The sequence below is a fragment of the Mesorhizobium sp. ORM8.1 genome (assembly GCF_053005525.2).
The window spans coordinates 845,507-860,304 of the sequence record NZ_CM132600.1; the positions used below are offsets into that span (position 1 = coordinate 845,507).

Genomic DNA, 14,798 nt, shown 5'->3' on the forward strand with positions numbered 1-14,798 from the left:
TTCGCCCGTGAGTTCGTCATCCTAGGGCGAAGCAAGGAGCGAAGCGACGCGGCGCAGACCCCAGGATCCATGCCATTCCCTGCGAGCGCGGCTACGGTGCGGAATTCTGGCCCGCCGCGTTACTCGGCAAACGTCACGGCATGGATCCTCGGGTCAAGCCCGAGGATGACGAATTCGAAAGTCGGCGGGACAGCGCCACCCTCTGCCCTGCCCGTCCTCCGCAGCAGCTGCGCCGCAGCTACGGAGGGTGAACCGGGCATCTCCCCCACGAGGGGGAGATTAGCAGCTTCCACGCCTTGCCCCTCTCCTGCCAAGCCCCATTTCCATCCGCATAAGCGTCCAGCAATTGGAGCCCGACGCCATGAATGACCAAGTCACCATCAGCCCGACCACGCTGTCCATCCATCTCACCATCAACGGCCGCGACCATTCCCTCGACATCGAGCCGCGCGTCACCTTGCTCGACGCGCTGCGCGAGCGGCTGCATCTTACCGGCACCAAGAAAGGCTGCGACCAGGGCCAGTGCGGCGCCTGCACCGTGCATGTCGATGGCGAGCGCGTGCTCGCCTGCCTGACGCTCGCCGCCCAGGTCGAGGGCCGCTCGATCACCACAATCGAAGGGCTGGCGGACGCGGACGGCACGCTCGACGCCGTGCAGGCCGCCTTCCTCGAACAGGATGCTTTCCAGTGCGGCTACTGCACGCCGGGACAGATCATGTCGGCGGTGGCCTGCATCCGCGAAGGCCATGCCGGCTCCGACGACGAGATCCGTGAATACATGGCCGGCAATCTGTGCCGCTGCGGCGCCTACCCGCACATTGTCGCCGCCGTGCGCCAGGCCGCGAAGGAGCTCAACGCATGAGAGATTTTTCCTACCTCCGCGCCGACACCATCGAGGCCGCGCGCAATGCCTCGGCGCTGCCCGGCGCCATGCTGCTGGCCGGCGGCACGACGCTGGTCGATCTCGCCAAATGCGGCGTCGCCGAGCCCTCGACGGTCATCGACATCAGCCATATAGAGGGGCTGAACGCCATCGACATCACGGCTGACCGCGCCATGATCGGCGCGCTAGCCAAGATGAGCCATGTCGCCGACAACGCCGAAGTGAAGAGCCACTTCCCGGCGGCCTCCGAAGCGCTGTGGCAGGCGGCTTCCGCGCAGCTGCGCAACATGGCGACCATCGGCGGCAACCTCATGCAACGTACCCGCTGCCCGTATTTCCGCGACCCCGCCAATTTCCCGGCCTGCAACAAACGCTCGCCGGGCAGCGGCTGCTCGGCGATCGGCGGCGTGACGCGCGGCCATGCGGTGCTTGGCGTGAGCGAAGCCTGCATCGCCACCTATCCGGGCGACCTCGCCATCGCGCTCGTCGCCTTCGACGCCGAGTTGCATCTGGGCGAGCGCACGCTCAAGCTCGAGGACTTCTTCCTCGCGCCAGGCGCCACCGCCGAGCGCGAGCATGACATCCGCCCCGGCGAGGTGATCACGGCCATCGAAATTCCCGCTTCGGCTGCAGCCAGGCGCTCGACCTACATCAAGGTGCGCGACCGCCAGTCCTATGAATTCGCCGCGGCAAGTGCGGCGGTAGGGCTGGAGCTCGAAGCAGACGGCCGCACCATCCGCGACATCCGCGTCGCGCTTGGCGGCGTCGCCACCAGGCCGTGGCGGGCGCGCGCCGTCGAAGATGCGCTGAGAGGCAAGCCGCTCGACGAGACGATCGTGCGCGAGGCCTGCGAGCTCGCCATGCAAGGCGCCGTCGACCATGGCGCCAATCATTACAAGATCGCGCTCGGCCCCCGCGTTGCCGCCCGGGCGATCCTCAAATTGGGAGAGACGGCATGACCGCTCATGACATGAAACATGCAGGCTCCGACAGCGCGCGCCTCGAAGCCGTCGGCGGACGGCTGTCGCGCGTCGACGGGCCGGCCAAGATCACCGGTGCCGCGAAGTACGCTTTCGAGCAGCAGCTGGAAGGCCTGACGCATGCGGTGCTGGTCGGCGCGACGATCGCCGCCGGCAAGGTAACGGCGATCGACACACGCGCGGCCGAAACGGCGCCGGGCGTGCTTGCGGTACTGACGCCCGACACCATCATGGAACTCAAGGGCGCATCGGACTGGTTGGGCAATCCGCCGGCGCTGCCGACCTACGCGCCCCTGGCGCGCACCGTCACCTTTTCCGGCCAGCACGTCGCGGCCGTGGTCGCCGAAACCTTCGAGCAGGCGGTCGCCGCGGCGGCGCTGGTCAAGGTGACCTATGAGGAGACGCCGGCGATCGTGGACCTCAGCGACGGCAAGGCCGGCGACGGCATCCCCATCGACGTTATGACCAAGGAATGGGGCGACGCCCAGGCTGCGTTTGCCGCGGCGCCCGTGCGGGTCTGCGCCGCCTACAACACGCCGCGCGAATTCCAGGCGGCGATGGAGCCGCATGGGCTGATCGCGCGATGGCAAGGCGACGCGCTCACCATCTGGGAGCCGAGCCAGTGGCTCGACGGCATGGCGCGCACCTACGCCGAATGGTTCGGCATTCCGTTCGAGAATGTGCGACTGGTGTCGCCCTATATCGGCGGCGGCTTCGGGTCGAAGGCGCTGGCGCTGGCGCACAGCGCGGTGGCGGCGGCGGCGGCCAAGATGCTGAACCGCCCGGTCAAGCTGGTGCTCAACCGGCCGCAGAATTTCACCTCCTATGGCGGCCGCGCCGCGACCCGTCAGACGGTGACGATCGGAGCCGACCGCGACGGCCGCATCCAGTCGATCGTGCATCGCGGCGTCAACGAGACGTCGGTCGACGGCATGTGGGTCGAGCCGCTCGGATCCGTCACCTCGATCATGTATGCCACGCCCAACTTTTCCTCGAAGCAGAATGTCGTGCGCGTCAACACGGTGGTGCCGGGGGCAAAGCGCGCGCCGGGCGAAAATCCCAGCGCCTTCGGCATCGAAAGCGCCATCGACGAGCTTGCCCATGAGCTTGGCATGGATCCGTTGCAGGTCCGGCTGATCAACTATGCCGAACAGGACCCGCAGGTGAACAAGCCGTGGTCGACGCGCCAGCTGCGCGAGGCGTTCGCCGCCGGGGCGGAAGCCTTTGGCTGGGCCAAGCGCTCGCCACAGCCGCGCTCGATGCGCGACGGCCACCAGCTCATCGGCTGGGGCATGGCGGCCGGCACCTATCCGGTGCGCCGCGCCCATGGCGAGGCGGTGGTCAAGATCCTGGCCGACGGCTCGGTCGAGGTCGAAAGCTCGTCGATCGACATGGGCCAGGGCACCTACACGATCCTGGCACAGACCGCGGCCGAAACGCTCGGCGTGCCGGTCGACCAGGTCTCGGTGAAGCTCGGCGATTCGCACTTTGCCCGCGCCGGCGTCACCGGCGGCTCGCGGCTTGCCGGCGTCATGACCGGCGCCGTCTACAAGGCGGCCGGCCAGGCGCTGGACGAGCTGATCGGGCTCGCACTCTCCGACCCGCGTTCGCCCTTCCAGAAGGTCCAGGCCAACACGCTTGTGGTCAAGGACGGCCGCATCGCCTCGCCGCGCGGCGACGGGCCGGACCTGTCGATCGCCGAACTGATGCAAGCTGTCGGCCGCGACCGGATCGAGGCCAAGGGCGACACCCTGCCGGCGAGCACAACGCCGGAGGAGCGCTACAAGAACTACACCACCATCGCCATGTCGATCCCGCATACCGAAGGCAATTACTCGCGCCATTCCTGGTGCGCGCATTTCGTCGAGGTCCGGGTCGACGAGGATTTCGGCACGGTGCGCGTGTCGCGCGTGGTGTCGGCGCTGGATTCCGGCCGGCTCTACAACCCGAAGCTGGCGGAGAGCCAGTGGAAGGGCGGCATCATCATGGGCATCGGCCAGGCGCTGCTCGAGGAAGGCATCGTCGACCGCCGCCACGGCCGCGTCGTCAACGGCAATCTTGCCGACTACATGCTGCCTACCAATGCCGACATCCCCGACATCCAGACGATCTCCGTCGGCATCCCCGACCCGCATTCCTCGGCGCTCGGCGGCAAGGGTGTCGGCGAGCTCGCCATCGTCGGCATCGCGCCGGCGATCGCCAACGCGGTGTTCCATGCGACGGGGAAAAGGGTAAGGGATTTGCCGATCACGCTGGAGAAGCTGATCTAAGAGGCCGGCGCGAGGCGCCCTCCTCTGCCTGCCGGCCTAGCGCGTGGTTGTCCGGCTGCATCGCCGACGCCCCCGGCAGGCCGTGCGCAATCCCTTCGGAACGCAAAGAGCCCCGCCGGCGGTCCGCCGGCGGGGCTCCTTATCGGCGAAGACCGCCGATCAGGCAGCGCGGCCGCGACCCTCATGGTCGCCGCCATGGTTTCCGCCGCCGAGGCACTGGCCCAAGTAGGTGTCGTGATCTGAGCACGGAACGATTTTCTGCTGAGCAAAAGCCGTGCCGGCGAAAGCAGAAGCGGCAATAGCGGCGAGAATTGCATTGCGAAGGATCTTGGTCATTTCGAATTTTCCTTTGTCTCGATTTCCGGTCGATGCCGGTCGACGGCGTTTTGCAGCGATTGTGTTTCGGTTTGATGGCGCTTGAGTGCGGTTTTGTTTCGATTTGGCAACGCGCACGCGCTGAACCATAAGCGGCACGCCTCCAGAGCCATACCCGGCGGTGAAGTTCAGATGTTCAACCATGGACCCCGTCACGTACCAAACAAGACGGAGCGAATTCGTTTGCCTGCAAACATTGCAGCGGTGCGTGTTCTGTTACGCACGGCATGTTTTTGTGCGATGCGGCTGAAACAATCATCGACGATTTAGATCCGAAGGCGGCCGAAGATCATCTCGGGACAGCCTTGGACGATGAAGGATAAATTCCATGTCGATGTTGAAAACTCTCCGCCGCCTGGGCGCGGCGTTGAAATACGCGCAGGATCCGCGCCTGACGAGGCCGATGCAGGATGGGTTGCCGTCCTTCAACCGGATGGACATCGGCTGGCGGGACATGCCGATGCGGAGGCATTTTCCGTCAAAGCCCTGGCACGGCCTCTGAGAGCGATCTCCTCTCCGGAGAAGGGCCACACGCGATTGCCCAGCAAGGGGAAAATCGATCGCCCTGTCGTTTTCGTCGATCGCGGCGGGCGCGGCTCTGGCGATCTATCCGGCGCCGGCGGCAAGGCGAAGACCGCGCCCACGGTTGCAAATGGCGAAGGAACTGTCCGGCCCGCGCATCCCAGCGCCCAGGCCGGACCGGTTCATCATCAATAGTCGGTGTCGCCCTCGACCACGACCGGACGGTGATGGCGCCGGTTCTGGATGGAGCCGGTGACGACCATGCTGTCCGAGCGATGATAGCGATGCCAATCGCGCCGGCCGTGGTCATAGAAGGCCATCGTGCCGTGATGGCGATGATGGAGACGATGCCCCTCGTCGCCGATGATCACGGTCGGCCGATGATGATGATGATAATAGTGCCTGTGATGCGTTCCGATAACGATCTCGGTCTCAGCCGCGGTAGCAATGGCGGGCGCGGCGACGCAAAGCGCCAAGGCGGCAAAAAGTACTGTTTTCATTGTTCTATTCCTATCTCCTGAAATGCCCCTTCTGCGGGTAAATTGCCGCCCACCATTTTTGTTCCGGCCTGTTGCGAGTTCCGTGTGGCGCTGAAAGAAACCATTGCGGCTAAGCTTCCGGCGGGCCTCGGCTTCCGCGCTGGCGCCGAAGCGCCACATATTCGAGATAGGTCGTGGCCGCGGCATCGCAGGCGCGCCGTGCGTGACCGTTTGCCTCGATCATCGTCTTGGCGAGCCGTTGGGACAGGCCGTATTTCTTGGCGAAGAACGCCGTGTCGTATGGCTCCTCATCCTGGTCGTCGAGAGGTCTCTCAAGGCTCATTGGCGGGTGCTCCTGTCAGCGGTAAAATTTGCGCGTTTGCCAATGCGAAGCCCGGGCTTTGGTTGCGGCATTCAGCCCTCTCCCGGGGCCGTGCGACTTCAGTCCGATAAGACTTTCGGACCGTTGCCCGATCGGCGGAGCGAAGGCCGCCGGCCGCCGTTTGCCAGCTTGAAATCGCAACGCGCAGACCGCCGACAGGAGCTATCGACATGGACCACCACCGCAACAGTATCCTGGAAGCGGGCTCGAGCATGCGGACCCGCATGAGATCAGGTCGAAACTGGCGGAACTGGAGATGGAGGCCGAGCGCCCGGCGGCTCCGGAGGGCTCGACGGGCGCAATGAACGAGGCCGACGCCGCAGTGGGTGGGGTTCGTTGGGGTAGCTGAGGCACCGGCCGAAGGCGGATAGGCGCCGCCGCCAGCAAACACAGACGTTGAGGGCGGCGGCGAAATTACGCGATCGCGGAAGCGCTAGGCGGCGCGCCTTGCAGATGGGCTGAGGACCGCCACCAGAATCGCCGCCAGCACCAAAGCCGCCGCCATCCCGAAGGTGAAGCGCATGCCGTGCGCGACGGCTGCCGGCGCGGCGTTCGCGATCTCGCTGGTGCCGGCGGCAAAGGCAAACAGCGCACCCATCACCGCCGTGCCGGTGATGAGGCCGAGATTGCGCGACAGGCTGAGCATGCCCGACACCACGCCGCGTTCGCCCTGGCCGACATCGGCCATGACGGCGGTGTTGTTGGCCGCCTGGAAGAGTTGGTAGCCCGGTGTCAGCAGCACGATCGCAGCCGCGTAGCCGGCGACGCCGAACAACTGCGGCAGCAGGCCGAGCGCCGCACAGCCGGCGACCATCAGCGCCAGCCCGGCAAGCACCATGGCGGAGGCGCCAAGGCGGTCGACGATACGGCCGGCAACGACACCGCACAGCGCCGAGACGACCGGACCGATGGAGAGCACCACGCCGGTCATCGCCTCGCTCAGGCCCAGCGCCCGCGACAGGAAGAACGGGCCAACGACCAGCGTCGCCATCATCACCGTCGAGACCAGCGCGTTCATGGCGAGGCTCGGCGACAGCACCGGGTCGCTGAGCAGCGCGAGCTTGACCAGCGGCGACGCCACCTTTGCCTCGGCAAAGACGAACAGCGCGGCGCCAAACACGGCCAGGGCCAGCAGCGCGAGGTTCAGGGCGCCGAAATGGCCACGCCCCATCGTCATCGCCAGCGCATAGGCGACGAGCGTCGCGGCAAGCAGCAGCGTGCCAATGATGTCGAAGCGCGCCCGCTTGCCCGCCTGACGGACGATGCTTGCCGCAGGCAGGAAGCGCCAGGCGGCAAGCATGGCGACAACACCGAGCCCGGCATTGACGAGGAAGATCGAGCGCCAGCCGAAACCGGCGATCAGCACGCCGCCGAGCGAAGGCCCGAGCGCGGTGCCGATGGCCGACATGGTGCCGAGCAGGCCCATGGCGCTGCCGGTGCGCTCCTTCGCCACCGTCTCGCCGACGAAAGCGATGGTCAGCGCCATCATCACCGCCGCGCCAAGGCCTTGCGCGGCGCGCGCGGCAATCAGCAGCGCCAGCGACGGGGCGAGCGCCGCCGCCAGCGAGGCGACGCTGAACAGCGCGAGGCCGGCGACAAGCAGCGGCCGGCGGCCAACGAGGTCGCCGAGGCGCCCGACGCTGACGATGAGCGCGGTGATGGCGAGCAGATAGGCCAGCACCACCCATTGCACCGCCGGGAACGACGCGTTGAAAACCGTGCTCAGCGTCGGCAGCGCGACATTGGCAATGCTGGTGCTGAGCGAGGACAAGAGCATTGCCAGCGACAGGCTGGCCAGCGCGCCGGCGGCCGAGCGGCTTGTAGGGAGCGATTGCGATGCGATGACGTCGGCCATTGTTGTTCTCCGGTAGGGTGGGACTTGCCGGAAAGATAGGCGCTGGCGAGATAGGGCGGAATGCGCAGTGTTTGCACTTGATCAGTGCATGAAACGCCATGTCATATTGCTCGCCCCGTGCTATCATCGCGCCATGTCGCGACCCGATCTCAACCTCTTGGTGACGCTGGACGTGCTGCTTTCAGAAGGTAGCGTGGCAAAGGCCGCGCGCAAACTCCGGCTCAGCCCCTCGGCGATGAGCCGGGCGCTGGCGCGGCTGCGCGAGGCGACGGGCGATCCGCTTTTGGTGCGCGCCGGTCGCGGCCTGGTGCCGACGCCGCGCGCCATCGAATTGGGCACGCAAGTCGGCCCGTTGGTCAGCCAGGCGGAAGCCGTGCTGCGGCCGGCAGAGCGACTCGATCTCAAAAGGCTTGTCCGCTCCTTCACCATGCGCAACAGCGACGGTTTCGTGGAGAATTTCGGCCCGGCGCTGATTGCCCGGGTCGCCCAGGAAGCGCCCGACGTCCAGTTGCGCTTCGTGCCAAAACCCGACAAGGATTCTGGCCCGATGCGCGAGGGCGCGGTCGACCTCGAAACCGGCGTGGTCGGCGGCTCGGTCGGTCCGGAGGTGCGCGCCCAGGCGCTGTTCCGCGACCGCTTCGTCGGCGTCGCGCGCGCCGGACACGCTTTAAGCGAAGGCAAGATCACCGCCGCCCGTTTCGCTGCCGGCAGGCACATCCTGGTCTCGCGCCGCGGGCTCGATCGCGGGCCGGTCGACGCGGCGCTGGAGATGGTGGGATTGTCGCGCGAGATCGCGACCGTGGTCGGCGGCTTTGCCGAGGCGCTGGCGCTGGCGCGCGGCTCCGACCTCATCGCAGTTGTACCGGAGCGCTACACGCAGACGCTGCGCCACGGGCTGTTCAGCTTCGCGCTGCCGGTGAAGCTCGCGGAACTCACGATCTCGCTGTTGTGGCACCCGCGCCTCGACGCCGACCCGGCGCATCGCTGGCTGCGTGGTGTGGTGAAAGAGGTATGCGGAACCCCTCTCCGCTCTTGGGGGGCACCCTCTCGCGTGCCTAGCCCAATCCCTGTACGATCAAGTCCGTTCTCAAAGGGGGGAGGATCATGAAACGCGCATTGGCAACACTCATCCTGGCGCTGCTTGCCGCCCAGCAGGCCGAGGCCGCTTCCTGCGGCTGGAACGCCAAGATGGAGGAGGACGAGGGCGGCAGCGTGATGACGGCTTCGGTCTGCGGCGGGCCGAGGGGCGATGCGCATCTGATGCTGGCCTGTTTCGACAAGCCGGTGCTGAGCTACGATCTCGGCGCCGCCGGTCAGCAGCTCGAACCCGGCATCAGCTCATCCTTCACCTTCAAGGCCGGCGACAAAAGCGTGACCAGGAAGCTCGACCTCGAGGCGATGTACAATTACTTCACCGCCGAACTTGCCGGCCCGTCCGATCCGCTGCTGGCGCTGCTGCGCGGCAAGGGCGATGTGACGGTATCCGCCGACAAATATGGCGCGGCGAGCTTTTCGCTGAAAGGCTCCGGCGGGGCAATCGGCAAGGTGTTGGCGGAGTGCGGCAAGGGTTCGGCCGGGGAAGCGGATTGAAGAGAGCCGATCTCGCCCCTTGGCGAACCCCCTCGCCCCACACCATATGACTCCTCGCCGGCGATGATTGTCCTCGCGACAAGCGTGATCGATCCCAGACAAGCCGGCCAAGCGGTCCATCCCGGACCGACGACGCTCCTCGCGAGGCCCGTTGCGGCATCGCGCGACCCCTACTCGGCCGCGACAAGGAGCATTATCCATGAACTCGATCACCCTTTTCCTCACCGCTGTCTTCGCGCTCATCGGCGCCGGCGTCGGCGCACTCGCCGGGCCATGGGCGGGCGGGCCGTTCTTCGTCATCGCGGCGCTGATTGCAGCCTCGCTGAAAATGGCCAATACCTGGCAGAAATTCGTCGTCCTGCGCGCAGGCAATCTGCAGGGTGTGCGTGGCCCCGGCCTGTTCATGATCATCCCGGTCGTCGACAACGTCGTGGCGGTGATCGACGAGCGCATCCAGACCACCGCCTTCAACGCCGAGCAGGCGCTGACCAAGGACACCGTGCCGGTCAATGTCGACGCGGTCATCTTCTGGCACGTGCATGACGCGCGCCAGGCGGCGCTCGAGATCACCAATTACCGCGAGGCGATCGACCGCGTGGCGCAGACCTCGCTGCGCGAGATGATCGGCTCCTCGATGCTGTCGTCGCTGCTTGCCGACCGCAAGGCGGCCGACGAGCATCTGAGGGACGTTATCGGCGCCAAGACGGCGCAATGGGGCATCACCGTGATGTCGGTCGAGATCCGTGACGTCGCCATCCCGGTGGCACTGCAGGATGCCATGTCGCGCCAGGCGCAGGCCGAGCGCGAGAAGCAAGCGCGCGTCATCCTGGGTTCGGCGGAGGCGGAGGTCGCCGGCAAGTTCGTCGAAGCGGCCGTGACCTACGCCAACCATCCGGCGGCGCTGCAACTGCGCGCCATGAACATCATCTACGAGACGACCAAGGAGCGTGGCGCCACCATCCTGATCCCGACCGGGCTGGTCGACAGCCTCAACCCAGTGGCGGGGAAGAAGGCGGCATGACGGCTTTGAAGGGAGGATTGCGCCCTCCCCGCACGCATCGCCATTGGAACCTCACGCTATATTCGTTATTACTAATGTAATAGAGGTCAAACGGAGAACATGCGGGCGCGCGCGCATGAAGGCATATCGCGTCGAAGAGATGAGCGGTGACACCACCGTCGCCAGCCATGCGGTCGAGGCGAAGACCCCGTTCGAAGCCGCCGAGAAAGCGCTTGGGCTGAAGGTGACCCTGCGCGGCGGAGCCGACACATGGGTCCGCGTTGTCGACCTCACCGAGCGGAACCGGCCGGTCAGGCTCCGACCGCAGATCTTCGAGTTCAGGGCGATCGGTCAAAGGGGCTGAGGCGGCTTTGACCAACTGCAGCATTTTATCCGGAAATGACGAACCGCTCGATCTGCTTTCCTGAAAACTGCCTTAAGTGCTGGCGCCGCCCATAAGCGCCGCGACCAGTGTCGCCAGGAAAACAAGCAGTCCTATTGCAACGCGGTCCAGCCAGGTTCGGCGCCTGGCAAGAAGCTCGAACAATGCATTGCCCATTGGAACATTCCCCATTCGCCATCGCGCATCCTATCACATTGGGACCAGGACACCATGAAGCGGTTCACAAAGGCCGCCGGTGCCCCGCGCAAGAGCCAAACCGGCGCGTTCGGCGTCATTTGCTGCAATGCACTGATGCACCCAAAAAAAGTCAGGATCGCGGCGCGGGCCGAAAACGCGACAGCCGGCGAAAAACAAGCTTATTCAAGCGCATAGACATATAAGCCGGACAGAGCCGCCGGGGCCTCGAAAAAGCCCGGAATTCCGCCATTCCGGGCTTTTCCATCTCGCAATGGCGTAATGACGGAGGGGCGTCTCGGTCCCGAAAAATCGGCGAAAATGCCTCTCCGGAGGGCCATGCCGATGACGTTGACACGACCCTGCGGCAATGGCACTCCGCAGCCACTGGTCACGCCATGACCGTGATTGTTGGGGACGGACGGGGTTTCAACAGTCTGGCGGCGGCGCCGGACGGGCGGACACCTGCGCAGTGTTCCGCCCGCTCCTGGCCAGTCCCGGGTTTTTCCTGCCGAGGCGGTGCGCTTCAACGAACCAAGCCGGCTGCTATCATCTGTTGGACTGTATCGCGTCCGCCGTCACGGCCGACAGCTTCTGGCGTTTTTCAAGCGTCGGCCTGCTATAGTTTTTCTTCATAGATATTCTGCCTGCCCCCGAAATGATGGCGGCCAAGGAGCCCGGCGCGGCGCCGTTGTAGAGCTTTGCCTAAGCAATAACACAGCGTCTCGACGCGTCATCGGATATCAGAACGTGAACCCGGAGGCCGGCACGGCCGCAGTGACGGCCGAAAGCCTGTCACGTCGCTCGATTGTCGGCTTGCTATATGGCTTCTTCATCGTCTGCCCGCATGGGTGCGCAATCAAGCGCAGGAGAGCGAGCGAGCCCGCCCCTGTCAAGTCCTACGAATGCTCGGTAGTGGGTCAGTTTGAAATTATAGCGGTTGCCTTAAGCGCCCATTGCGCAAAAGCGAGAAATGCTGCTGAGATACGCAGCATGACCATACCGATGAATCCAGACGACCCAAAAGACGCATGGCAGATGCGCGTTTCGACGACCATCTGCGATTTCGGCATCGCTTTACGTGAACTGCACGACAGCAATCCTTGGCCTGACCTACCCCTGCTACCTTTTGCCATGAACTACCTTATGACCGAATTATGGGATCATTACTTTAGCCAAACAGAGATACGCGAAGCTTTCGAGGCAGCCGTGGCAGGCCTGCCGAGATATGCGGGCGGAGACGAGACCAGGCCTTAGCCACGCCTCTTGTGTGGACCGCGCACCATCGGCTTTTCGGCTTCCTTCGCCTCGATCAGCGCAACGATGTCTGCGATTTCCCAAAGCTTACCGGTAACGCCAGCTGCCATGGCCGGGGTCATGCGCAGAGAAGCATGGATGCGGACGAAATTGTAATACATGAAATGCAGGGCAACCGCATTGGCGTGAGCTTCCACCTTTTTGGAAAAACCATTGGTCAGGCGGGTAAAGCGGCGCATGTGCATCCGCATGGTGAGGTTCTGGCGCTCAGCAAATGATGTGCTGGGTGGGTCCGATGAGATGATGATCGCGGTCTCCTCGAAGCAAAAACTCCCGTTATGTTGCACTGCGTTAGATTTGTTGCATTGCGATATGGCCGTATAGGTCCGAGTCTCCCAGACAGGCGGGATGCGAACGAGCAAGTGCGAGGTTCGTCTTCGTGTCAGCATCTGCGCGGAATTTCCGGCCCGATATCGAAGGGTTGCGGGCGCTGGCCGTGGCCGGCGTCGTCGCCTTCCATTTCGGCCTGACCGCGCTGCCCGGCGGATTTGCCGGCGTCGATATCTTCTTCGTCATCTCCGGCTACCTGATCACCCGCCATCTCACCGCCGAGATTTCGCAAACCGGCCGGCTCGATCTGCTGCGCTTCTATGCGCGCCGCGCCCGCAGGCTTTTGCCGGTGGCACTGTTCGTCATTGCGGCGACACTTGCGGCCGGCGCGGTGATCCTGTCGCCGGAGGAGCAGGCGCTTTACTCCAAGGGCGCGATGTTCGCCTCGGCCTATATGATCAATCTGTGGCTGATCCGCTGGTCGTTCGACTATTTCGCCAACGACGCGGCGTCGAACCCCTTCATCCACTACTGGTCGCTGTCGGTCGAGGAGCAGTTCTATCTCGCCTGGCCTGCGCTTTTGATGCTGGCCGCCTGGCTGAGGCCAGGCAAGCGTGCGATTGTGCTTGCCATCACCATTGCCGGGCTCGTCTCCTTCGCGGCCTGCGCCTGGCTGACTAGCGTGTCGCAGCCCTGGGCGTTCTATTTCTCGCCGCTGCGCGCCTGGGAGTTCGCCGCCGGCGGCCTCTGCGCGATGGCGCCGGGACAACTCGTTACACGCTACCCAAGGCTGCGCCTGGCGCTGGGCCTGACCGGGCTGGCGATGATTGCGACCGCATACCTTACCTTCAGCGAGGACTCTCCCTTCCCCGGCTTCCTGGCGCTCCTCCCGGTGGCCGGCGCGGTCCTTCTGCTGATGGCGGGAGCGGCCGGCGTCAGGGACGGCATTTCTTCACGCAGTTTCGAACGGAAAAATGCGGGGCATTTTTCGTCGAATTGCGTCGATGCCACCCTGGCGCTGCCGCCCTTGCAGTGGATCGGCAAACTCTCCTATTCGCTCTATCTCTGGCACTGGCCGATAATCGTCTATGCCGGCATGCTGACGCCGCAACTCACCATCGCGCAGCGCCTCGCCTGCGCCGGGCTGACGCTGGCGCTGTCGGTGCTCAGCTACCACCTCATCGAAAATCCAATCCGTCGCAACGGCTGGCTGACGGCCAAAGCGGCGCGGGCGCTGGTGCCGGCGCTCCTCCTCACCGGCACCGGCGTCGCAGCCGCCTATGGCAACGCAAAGCTCGCCGTGCGCGATCTCGATTCCGAGCAGCGCATCATCGCGGCAAGCGCGGCCGAGCCTTCCACGGCGCGCGCCAAGACCGGCTGCGTGCTTGATTACGTGACGGTGACGCCGAAGCCATGCGTGTTCGGCAACGGACAACGCACCATCGCGCTGTTTGGCGACTCGCACGCCGACCACTGGTCGACGCCGCTGATCGAGGCGGGAAAGAAGAATGGCTTCCGGGTGGTGACGTGGCTGAAAAGCTCCTGCCGCGCCTCGCGGTTCACGACATGGTCGTCGAAGCTCAAGCGCGACTATTCGGAGTGCGACCGCTGGCGAGAACAGGCGATCGCCGAGATCATCGCGGCGAAGCCGGAACTGGTGGTGATCTCGGAGCTGGCGCTTACCTCGCAGCGCAAGATGGCGGCGGGCAAAGGCGAGCCGGACAGCCAAGATGCCGACTGGCAGGCCGGCTTGCGGGCGACGCTGACAAGCCTCAGCCAGGCCGGACTGAAAATCGCCTTCATCCGCGACGTGCCATTCAACGACGAGAACATCGACACCTGCGTCGCCCGCGCTTTGTGGCGCGACAAGACGCCCTCGCTCTGCGACCAGACGCGCGCCTATGCCGCCAACGACCAGATGGCGGCGGTGGAACGCGCCATCGTCGACAGCGTGCCGGGCGCATCCTATGTCGACCTCACCGACCGCTTCTGCGGCACGACGACCTGCCACGTCTTCATCGATGGCATGCTCGCCTTCCGCGACCAGCACCACATGGCGACGCCGTTCGCGCAATCGCTGGAGCCGGAGGTGGAAAGACGGGTGATTTCGAAGGTGGGGAGGTAGAGGCTGCCGATCTCCCCCCTCGTGGGGGAGATGCCCGGCAGGCCAGAAGGGGTCCTGGCGCGTAGAGCGCCGACGCCCCGCGCGACACGAAGAAGGCGTTAGCGCTTCACGCGCAACGACCCCCTCTGTCGCCTTCGGCGACATCTCCCCCTCAAGGGGGAGATTATCCGTGC

General features: G+C 65.1%; 16 protein-coding genes and 1 pseudogene. 11 read left to right on the forward strand and 6 right to left on the reverse strand.

Going from position 1 to position 14,798, the window contains the following annotated elements:
• The first annotated feature begins 361 nt into the window (after nt 1-361).
• Genes ACVDG8_RS04395 through ACVDG8_RS04405 form a run of 3 tightly spaced genes read left to right on the forward strand, consistent with a single transcriptional unit; the run spans nt 362 to nt 4,133 of the window.
• A complete protein-coding gene (locus tag ACVDG8_RS04395; RefSeq protein ID WP_447253602.1) occupies nt 362-862 on the forward strand; it encodes a (2Fe-2S)-binding protein in 501 nt (166 codons plus the stop codon).
• Complete coding sequence (locus ACVDG8_RS04400; RefSeq protein ID WP_447253603.1) at nt 859-1,842, forward strand: FAD binding domain-containing protein; 984 nt, start codon at nt 859-861, stop codon at nt 1,840-1,842. Before ACVDG8_RS04395 ends, ACVDG8_RS04400 begins: the two co-directional genes overlap by 4 nt.
• Complete coding sequence (locus ACVDG8_RS04405) at nt 1,839-4,133, forward strand: xanthine dehydrogenase family protein molybdopterin-binding subunit (RefSeq protein WP_447253604.1); 2,295 nt, start codon at nt 1,839-1,841, stop codon at nt 4,131-4,133. Before ACVDG8_RS04400 ends, ACVDG8_RS04405 begins: the two co-directional genes overlap by 4 nt.
• A gap of 159 nt (nt 4,134-4,292) precedes the next feature.
• Here ACVDG8_RS04405 and ACVDG8_RS04410 read toward each other — a convergent pair whose 3' ends face one another.
• A complete protein-coding gene (locus tag ACVDG8_RS04410; protein WP_447253605.1) occupies nt 4,293-4,652 on the reverse strand; it encodes a hypothetical protein in 360 nt (119 codons plus the stop codon).
• Nucleotides 4,653-4,820: 168 nt separating this feature from the next.
• On the opposite strand from ACVDG8_RS04410, the gene ACVDG8_RS04415 reads away from it, so the two are divergent.
• On the forward strand, nt 4,821-5,225 hold the full coding sequence (locus ACVDG8_RS04415; RefSeq protein WP_447253606.1) for a hypothetical protein: 405 nt from the start codon (nt 4,821-4,823) through the stop codon (nt 5,223-5,225).
• Here the strand turns inward: ACVDG8_RS04415 and ACVDG8_RS04420 are convergent.
• From ACVDG8_RS04420 to ACVDG8_RS04430, 3 genes are all read right to left on the reverse strand, one after another.
• Nucleotides 5,219-5,530, reverse strand: coding sequence for a hypothetical protein (locus tag ACVDG8_RS04420; protein ID WP_447253607.1), 312 nt, complete (start codon nt 5,528-5,530; stop codon nt 5,219-5,221). The genes ACVDG8_RS04415 and ACVDG8_RS04420 overlap by 7 nt on opposite strands.
• A gap of 109 nt (nt 5,531-5,639) precedes the next feature.
• Nucleotides 5,640-5,852, reverse strand: a complete 213-nt coding sequence (locus ACVDG8_RS04425; RefSeq protein ID WP_447253608.1) for a hypothetical protein — start codon at nt 5,850-5,852, stop codon at nt 5,640-5,642.
• Between the two features lie 472 nt (nt 5,853-6,324).
• Nucleotides 6,325-7,746: an MFS transporter gene (locus ACVDG8_RS04430; protein ID WP_447253609.1), complete on the reverse strand. Its 1,422-nt coding sequence runs from the start codon at nt 7,744-7,746 to the stop codon at nt 6,325-6,327.
• Between the two features lie 133 nt (nt 7,747-7,879).
• Here ACVDG8_RS04430 and ACVDG8_RS04435 point away from each other — a divergent pair, with 133 nt between their 5' ends.
• The 4 genes from ACVDG8_RS04435 to ACVDG8_RS04450 all read left to right on the forward strand — a co-directional run bounded on the left by ACVDG8_RS04435 (nt 7,880) and on the right by ACVDG8_RS04450 (nt 10,700).
• Complete coding sequence (locus ACVDG8_RS04435; RefSeq protein WP_455707815.1) at nt 7,880-8,854, forward strand: LysR family transcriptional regulator; 975 nt, start codon at nt 7,880-7,882, stop codon at nt 8,852-8,854.
• On the forward strand, nt 8,851-9,336 hold the full coding sequence (locus ACVDG8_RS04440) for a hypothetical protein (protein WP_447253610.1): 486 nt from the start codon (nt 8,851-8,853) through the stop codon (nt 9,334-9,336). The genes ACVDG8_RS04435 and ACVDG8_RS04440 overlap by 4 nt, the downstream gene beginning before the upstream one ends.
• A 199-nt stretch (nt 9,337-9,535) precedes the next feature.
• Entirely contained in the window at nt 9,536-10,357 is an 822-nt protein-coding gene (locus tag ACVDG8_RS04445) for a slipin family protein (RefSeq protein ID WP_447253611.1), read from the forward strand.
• Nucleotides 10,358-10,472: 115 nt separating this feature from the next.
• A complete protein-coding gene (locus ACVDG8_RS04450) occupies nt 10,473-10,700 on the forward strand; it encodes a hypothetical protein (protein WP_447253612.1) in 228 nt (75 codons plus the stop codon).
• A gap of 72 nt (nt 10,701-10,772) precedes the next feature.
• Here the strand turns inward: ACVDG8_RS04450 and ACVDG8_RS04455 are convergent, their stop codons facing one another.
• On the reverse strand, nt 10,773-10,895 hold the full coding sequence (locus tag ACVDG8_RS04455) for a hypothetical protein (protein ID WP_447253613.1): 123 nt from the start codon (nt 10,893-10,895) through the stop codon (nt 10,773-10,775).
• A 54-nt stretch (nt 10,896-10,949) separates the two neighbouring features.
• Between ACVDG8_RS04455 and ACVDG8_RS04460 the strand changes: the two genes are divergently transcribed.
• Complete coding sequence (locus ACVDG8_RS04460) at nt 10,950-11,111, forward strand: hypothetical protein (protein ID WP_447253614.1); 162 nt, start codon at nt 10,950-10,952, stop codon at nt 11,109-11,111.
• A gap of 552 nt (nt 11,112-11,663) precedes the next feature.
• On the forward strand, nt 11,664-12,170 hold the full coding sequence (locus ACVDG8_RS04465; RefSeq protein ID WP_447253615.1) for a hypothetical protein: 507 nt from the start codon (nt 11,664-11,666) through the stop codon (nt 12,168-12,170).
• On the opposite strand, the pseudogene ACVDG8_RS04470 reads toward ACVDG8_RS04465, so the two are convergent.
• Nucleotides 12,167-12,490: pseudogene (locus ACVDG8_RS04470) on the reverse strand (hypothetical protein); the annotation flags it as partial. The gene ACVDG8_RS04465 and the pseudogene ACVDG8_RS04470 sit on opposite strands and share 4 nt — an antisense overlap.
• 119 nt (nt 12,491-12,609) lie before the next feature.
• On the opposite strand from ACVDG8_RS04470, the gene ACVDG8_RS04475 reads away from it, so the two are divergent.
• Nucleotides 12,610-14,625 carry an acyltransferase family protein gene (locus ACVDG8_RS04475; RefSeq protein WP_447253616.1) on the forward strand — a complete coding sequence of 672 codons (2,016 nt, stop codon included), beginning with the start codon at nt 12,610-12,612 and terminating at the stop codon, nt 14,623-14,625.
• Nucleotides 14,626-14,798 lie beyond the last annotated feature (173 nt).

Excerpts from the sequence above, each read along its gene's own strand:
- ACVDG8_RS04455 (WP_447253613.1), bottom strand. The coding sequence starts at position 10,895 with ATGGGCAATGCATTGTTCGAGCTTCTTGCCAGGCGCCGAACCTGGCTG.
- ACVDG8_RS04410 (WP_447253605.1), bottom strand. The coding sequence starts at position 4,652 with ATGGTTGAACATCTGAACTTCACCGCCGGGTATGGCTCTGGAGGCGTG.
- ACVDG8_RS04435 (WP_455707815.1), top strand. The coding sequence starts at position 7,880 with ATGTCGCGACCCGATCTCAACCTCTTGGTGACGCTGGACGTGCTGCTT.
- ACVDG8_RS04460 (WP_447253614.1), top strand. The coding sequence starts at position 10,950 with ATGAAGCGGTTCACAAAGGCCGCCGGTGCCCCGCGCAAGAGCCAAACC.
- ACVDG8_RS04445 (WP_447253611.1), top strand. The coding sequence starts at position 9,536 with ATGAACTCGATCACCCTTTTCCTCACCGCTGTCTTCGCGCTCATCGGC.
- ACVDG8_RS04415 (WP_447253606.1), top strand. The coding sequence starts at position 4,821 with ATGAAGGATAAATTCCATGTCGATGTTGAAAACTCTCCGCCGCCTGGG.
- ACVDG8_RS04425 (WP_447253608.1), bottom strand. The coding sequence starts at position 5,852 with ATGAGCCTTGAGAGACCTCTCGACGACCAGGATGAGGAGCCATACGAC.
- ACVDG8_RS04450 (WP_447253612.1), top strand. The coding sequence starts at position 10,473 with ATGAAGGCATATCGCGTCGAAGAGATGAGCGGTGACACCACCGTCGCC.
- ACVDG8_RS04400 (WP_447253603.1), top strand. The coding sequence starts at position 859 with ATGAGAGATTTTTCCTACCTCCGCGCCGACACCATCGAGGCCGCGCGC.
- ACVDG8_RS04440 (WP_447253610.1), top strand. The coding sequence starts at position 8,851 with ATGAAACGCGCATTGGCAACACTCATCCTGGCGCTGCTTGCCGCCCAG.
- ACVDG8_RS04395 (WP_447253602.1), top strand. The coding sequence starts at position 362 with ATGAATGACCAAGTCACCATCAGCCCGACCACGCTGTCCATCCATCTC.
- ACVDG8_RS04420 (WP_447253607.1), bottom strand. The coding sequence starts at position 5,530 with ATGAAAACAGTACTTTTTGCCGCCTTGGCGCTTTGCGTCGCCGCGCCC.
- ACVDG8_RS04405 (WP_447253604.1), top strand. The coding sequence starts at position 1,839 with ATGACCGCTCATGACATGAAACATGCAGGCTCCGACAGCGCGCGCCTC.
- ACVDG8_RS04430 (WP_447253609.1), bottom strand. The coding sequence starts at position 7,746 with ATGGCCGACGTCATCGCATCGCAATCGCTCCCTACAAGCCGCTCGGCC.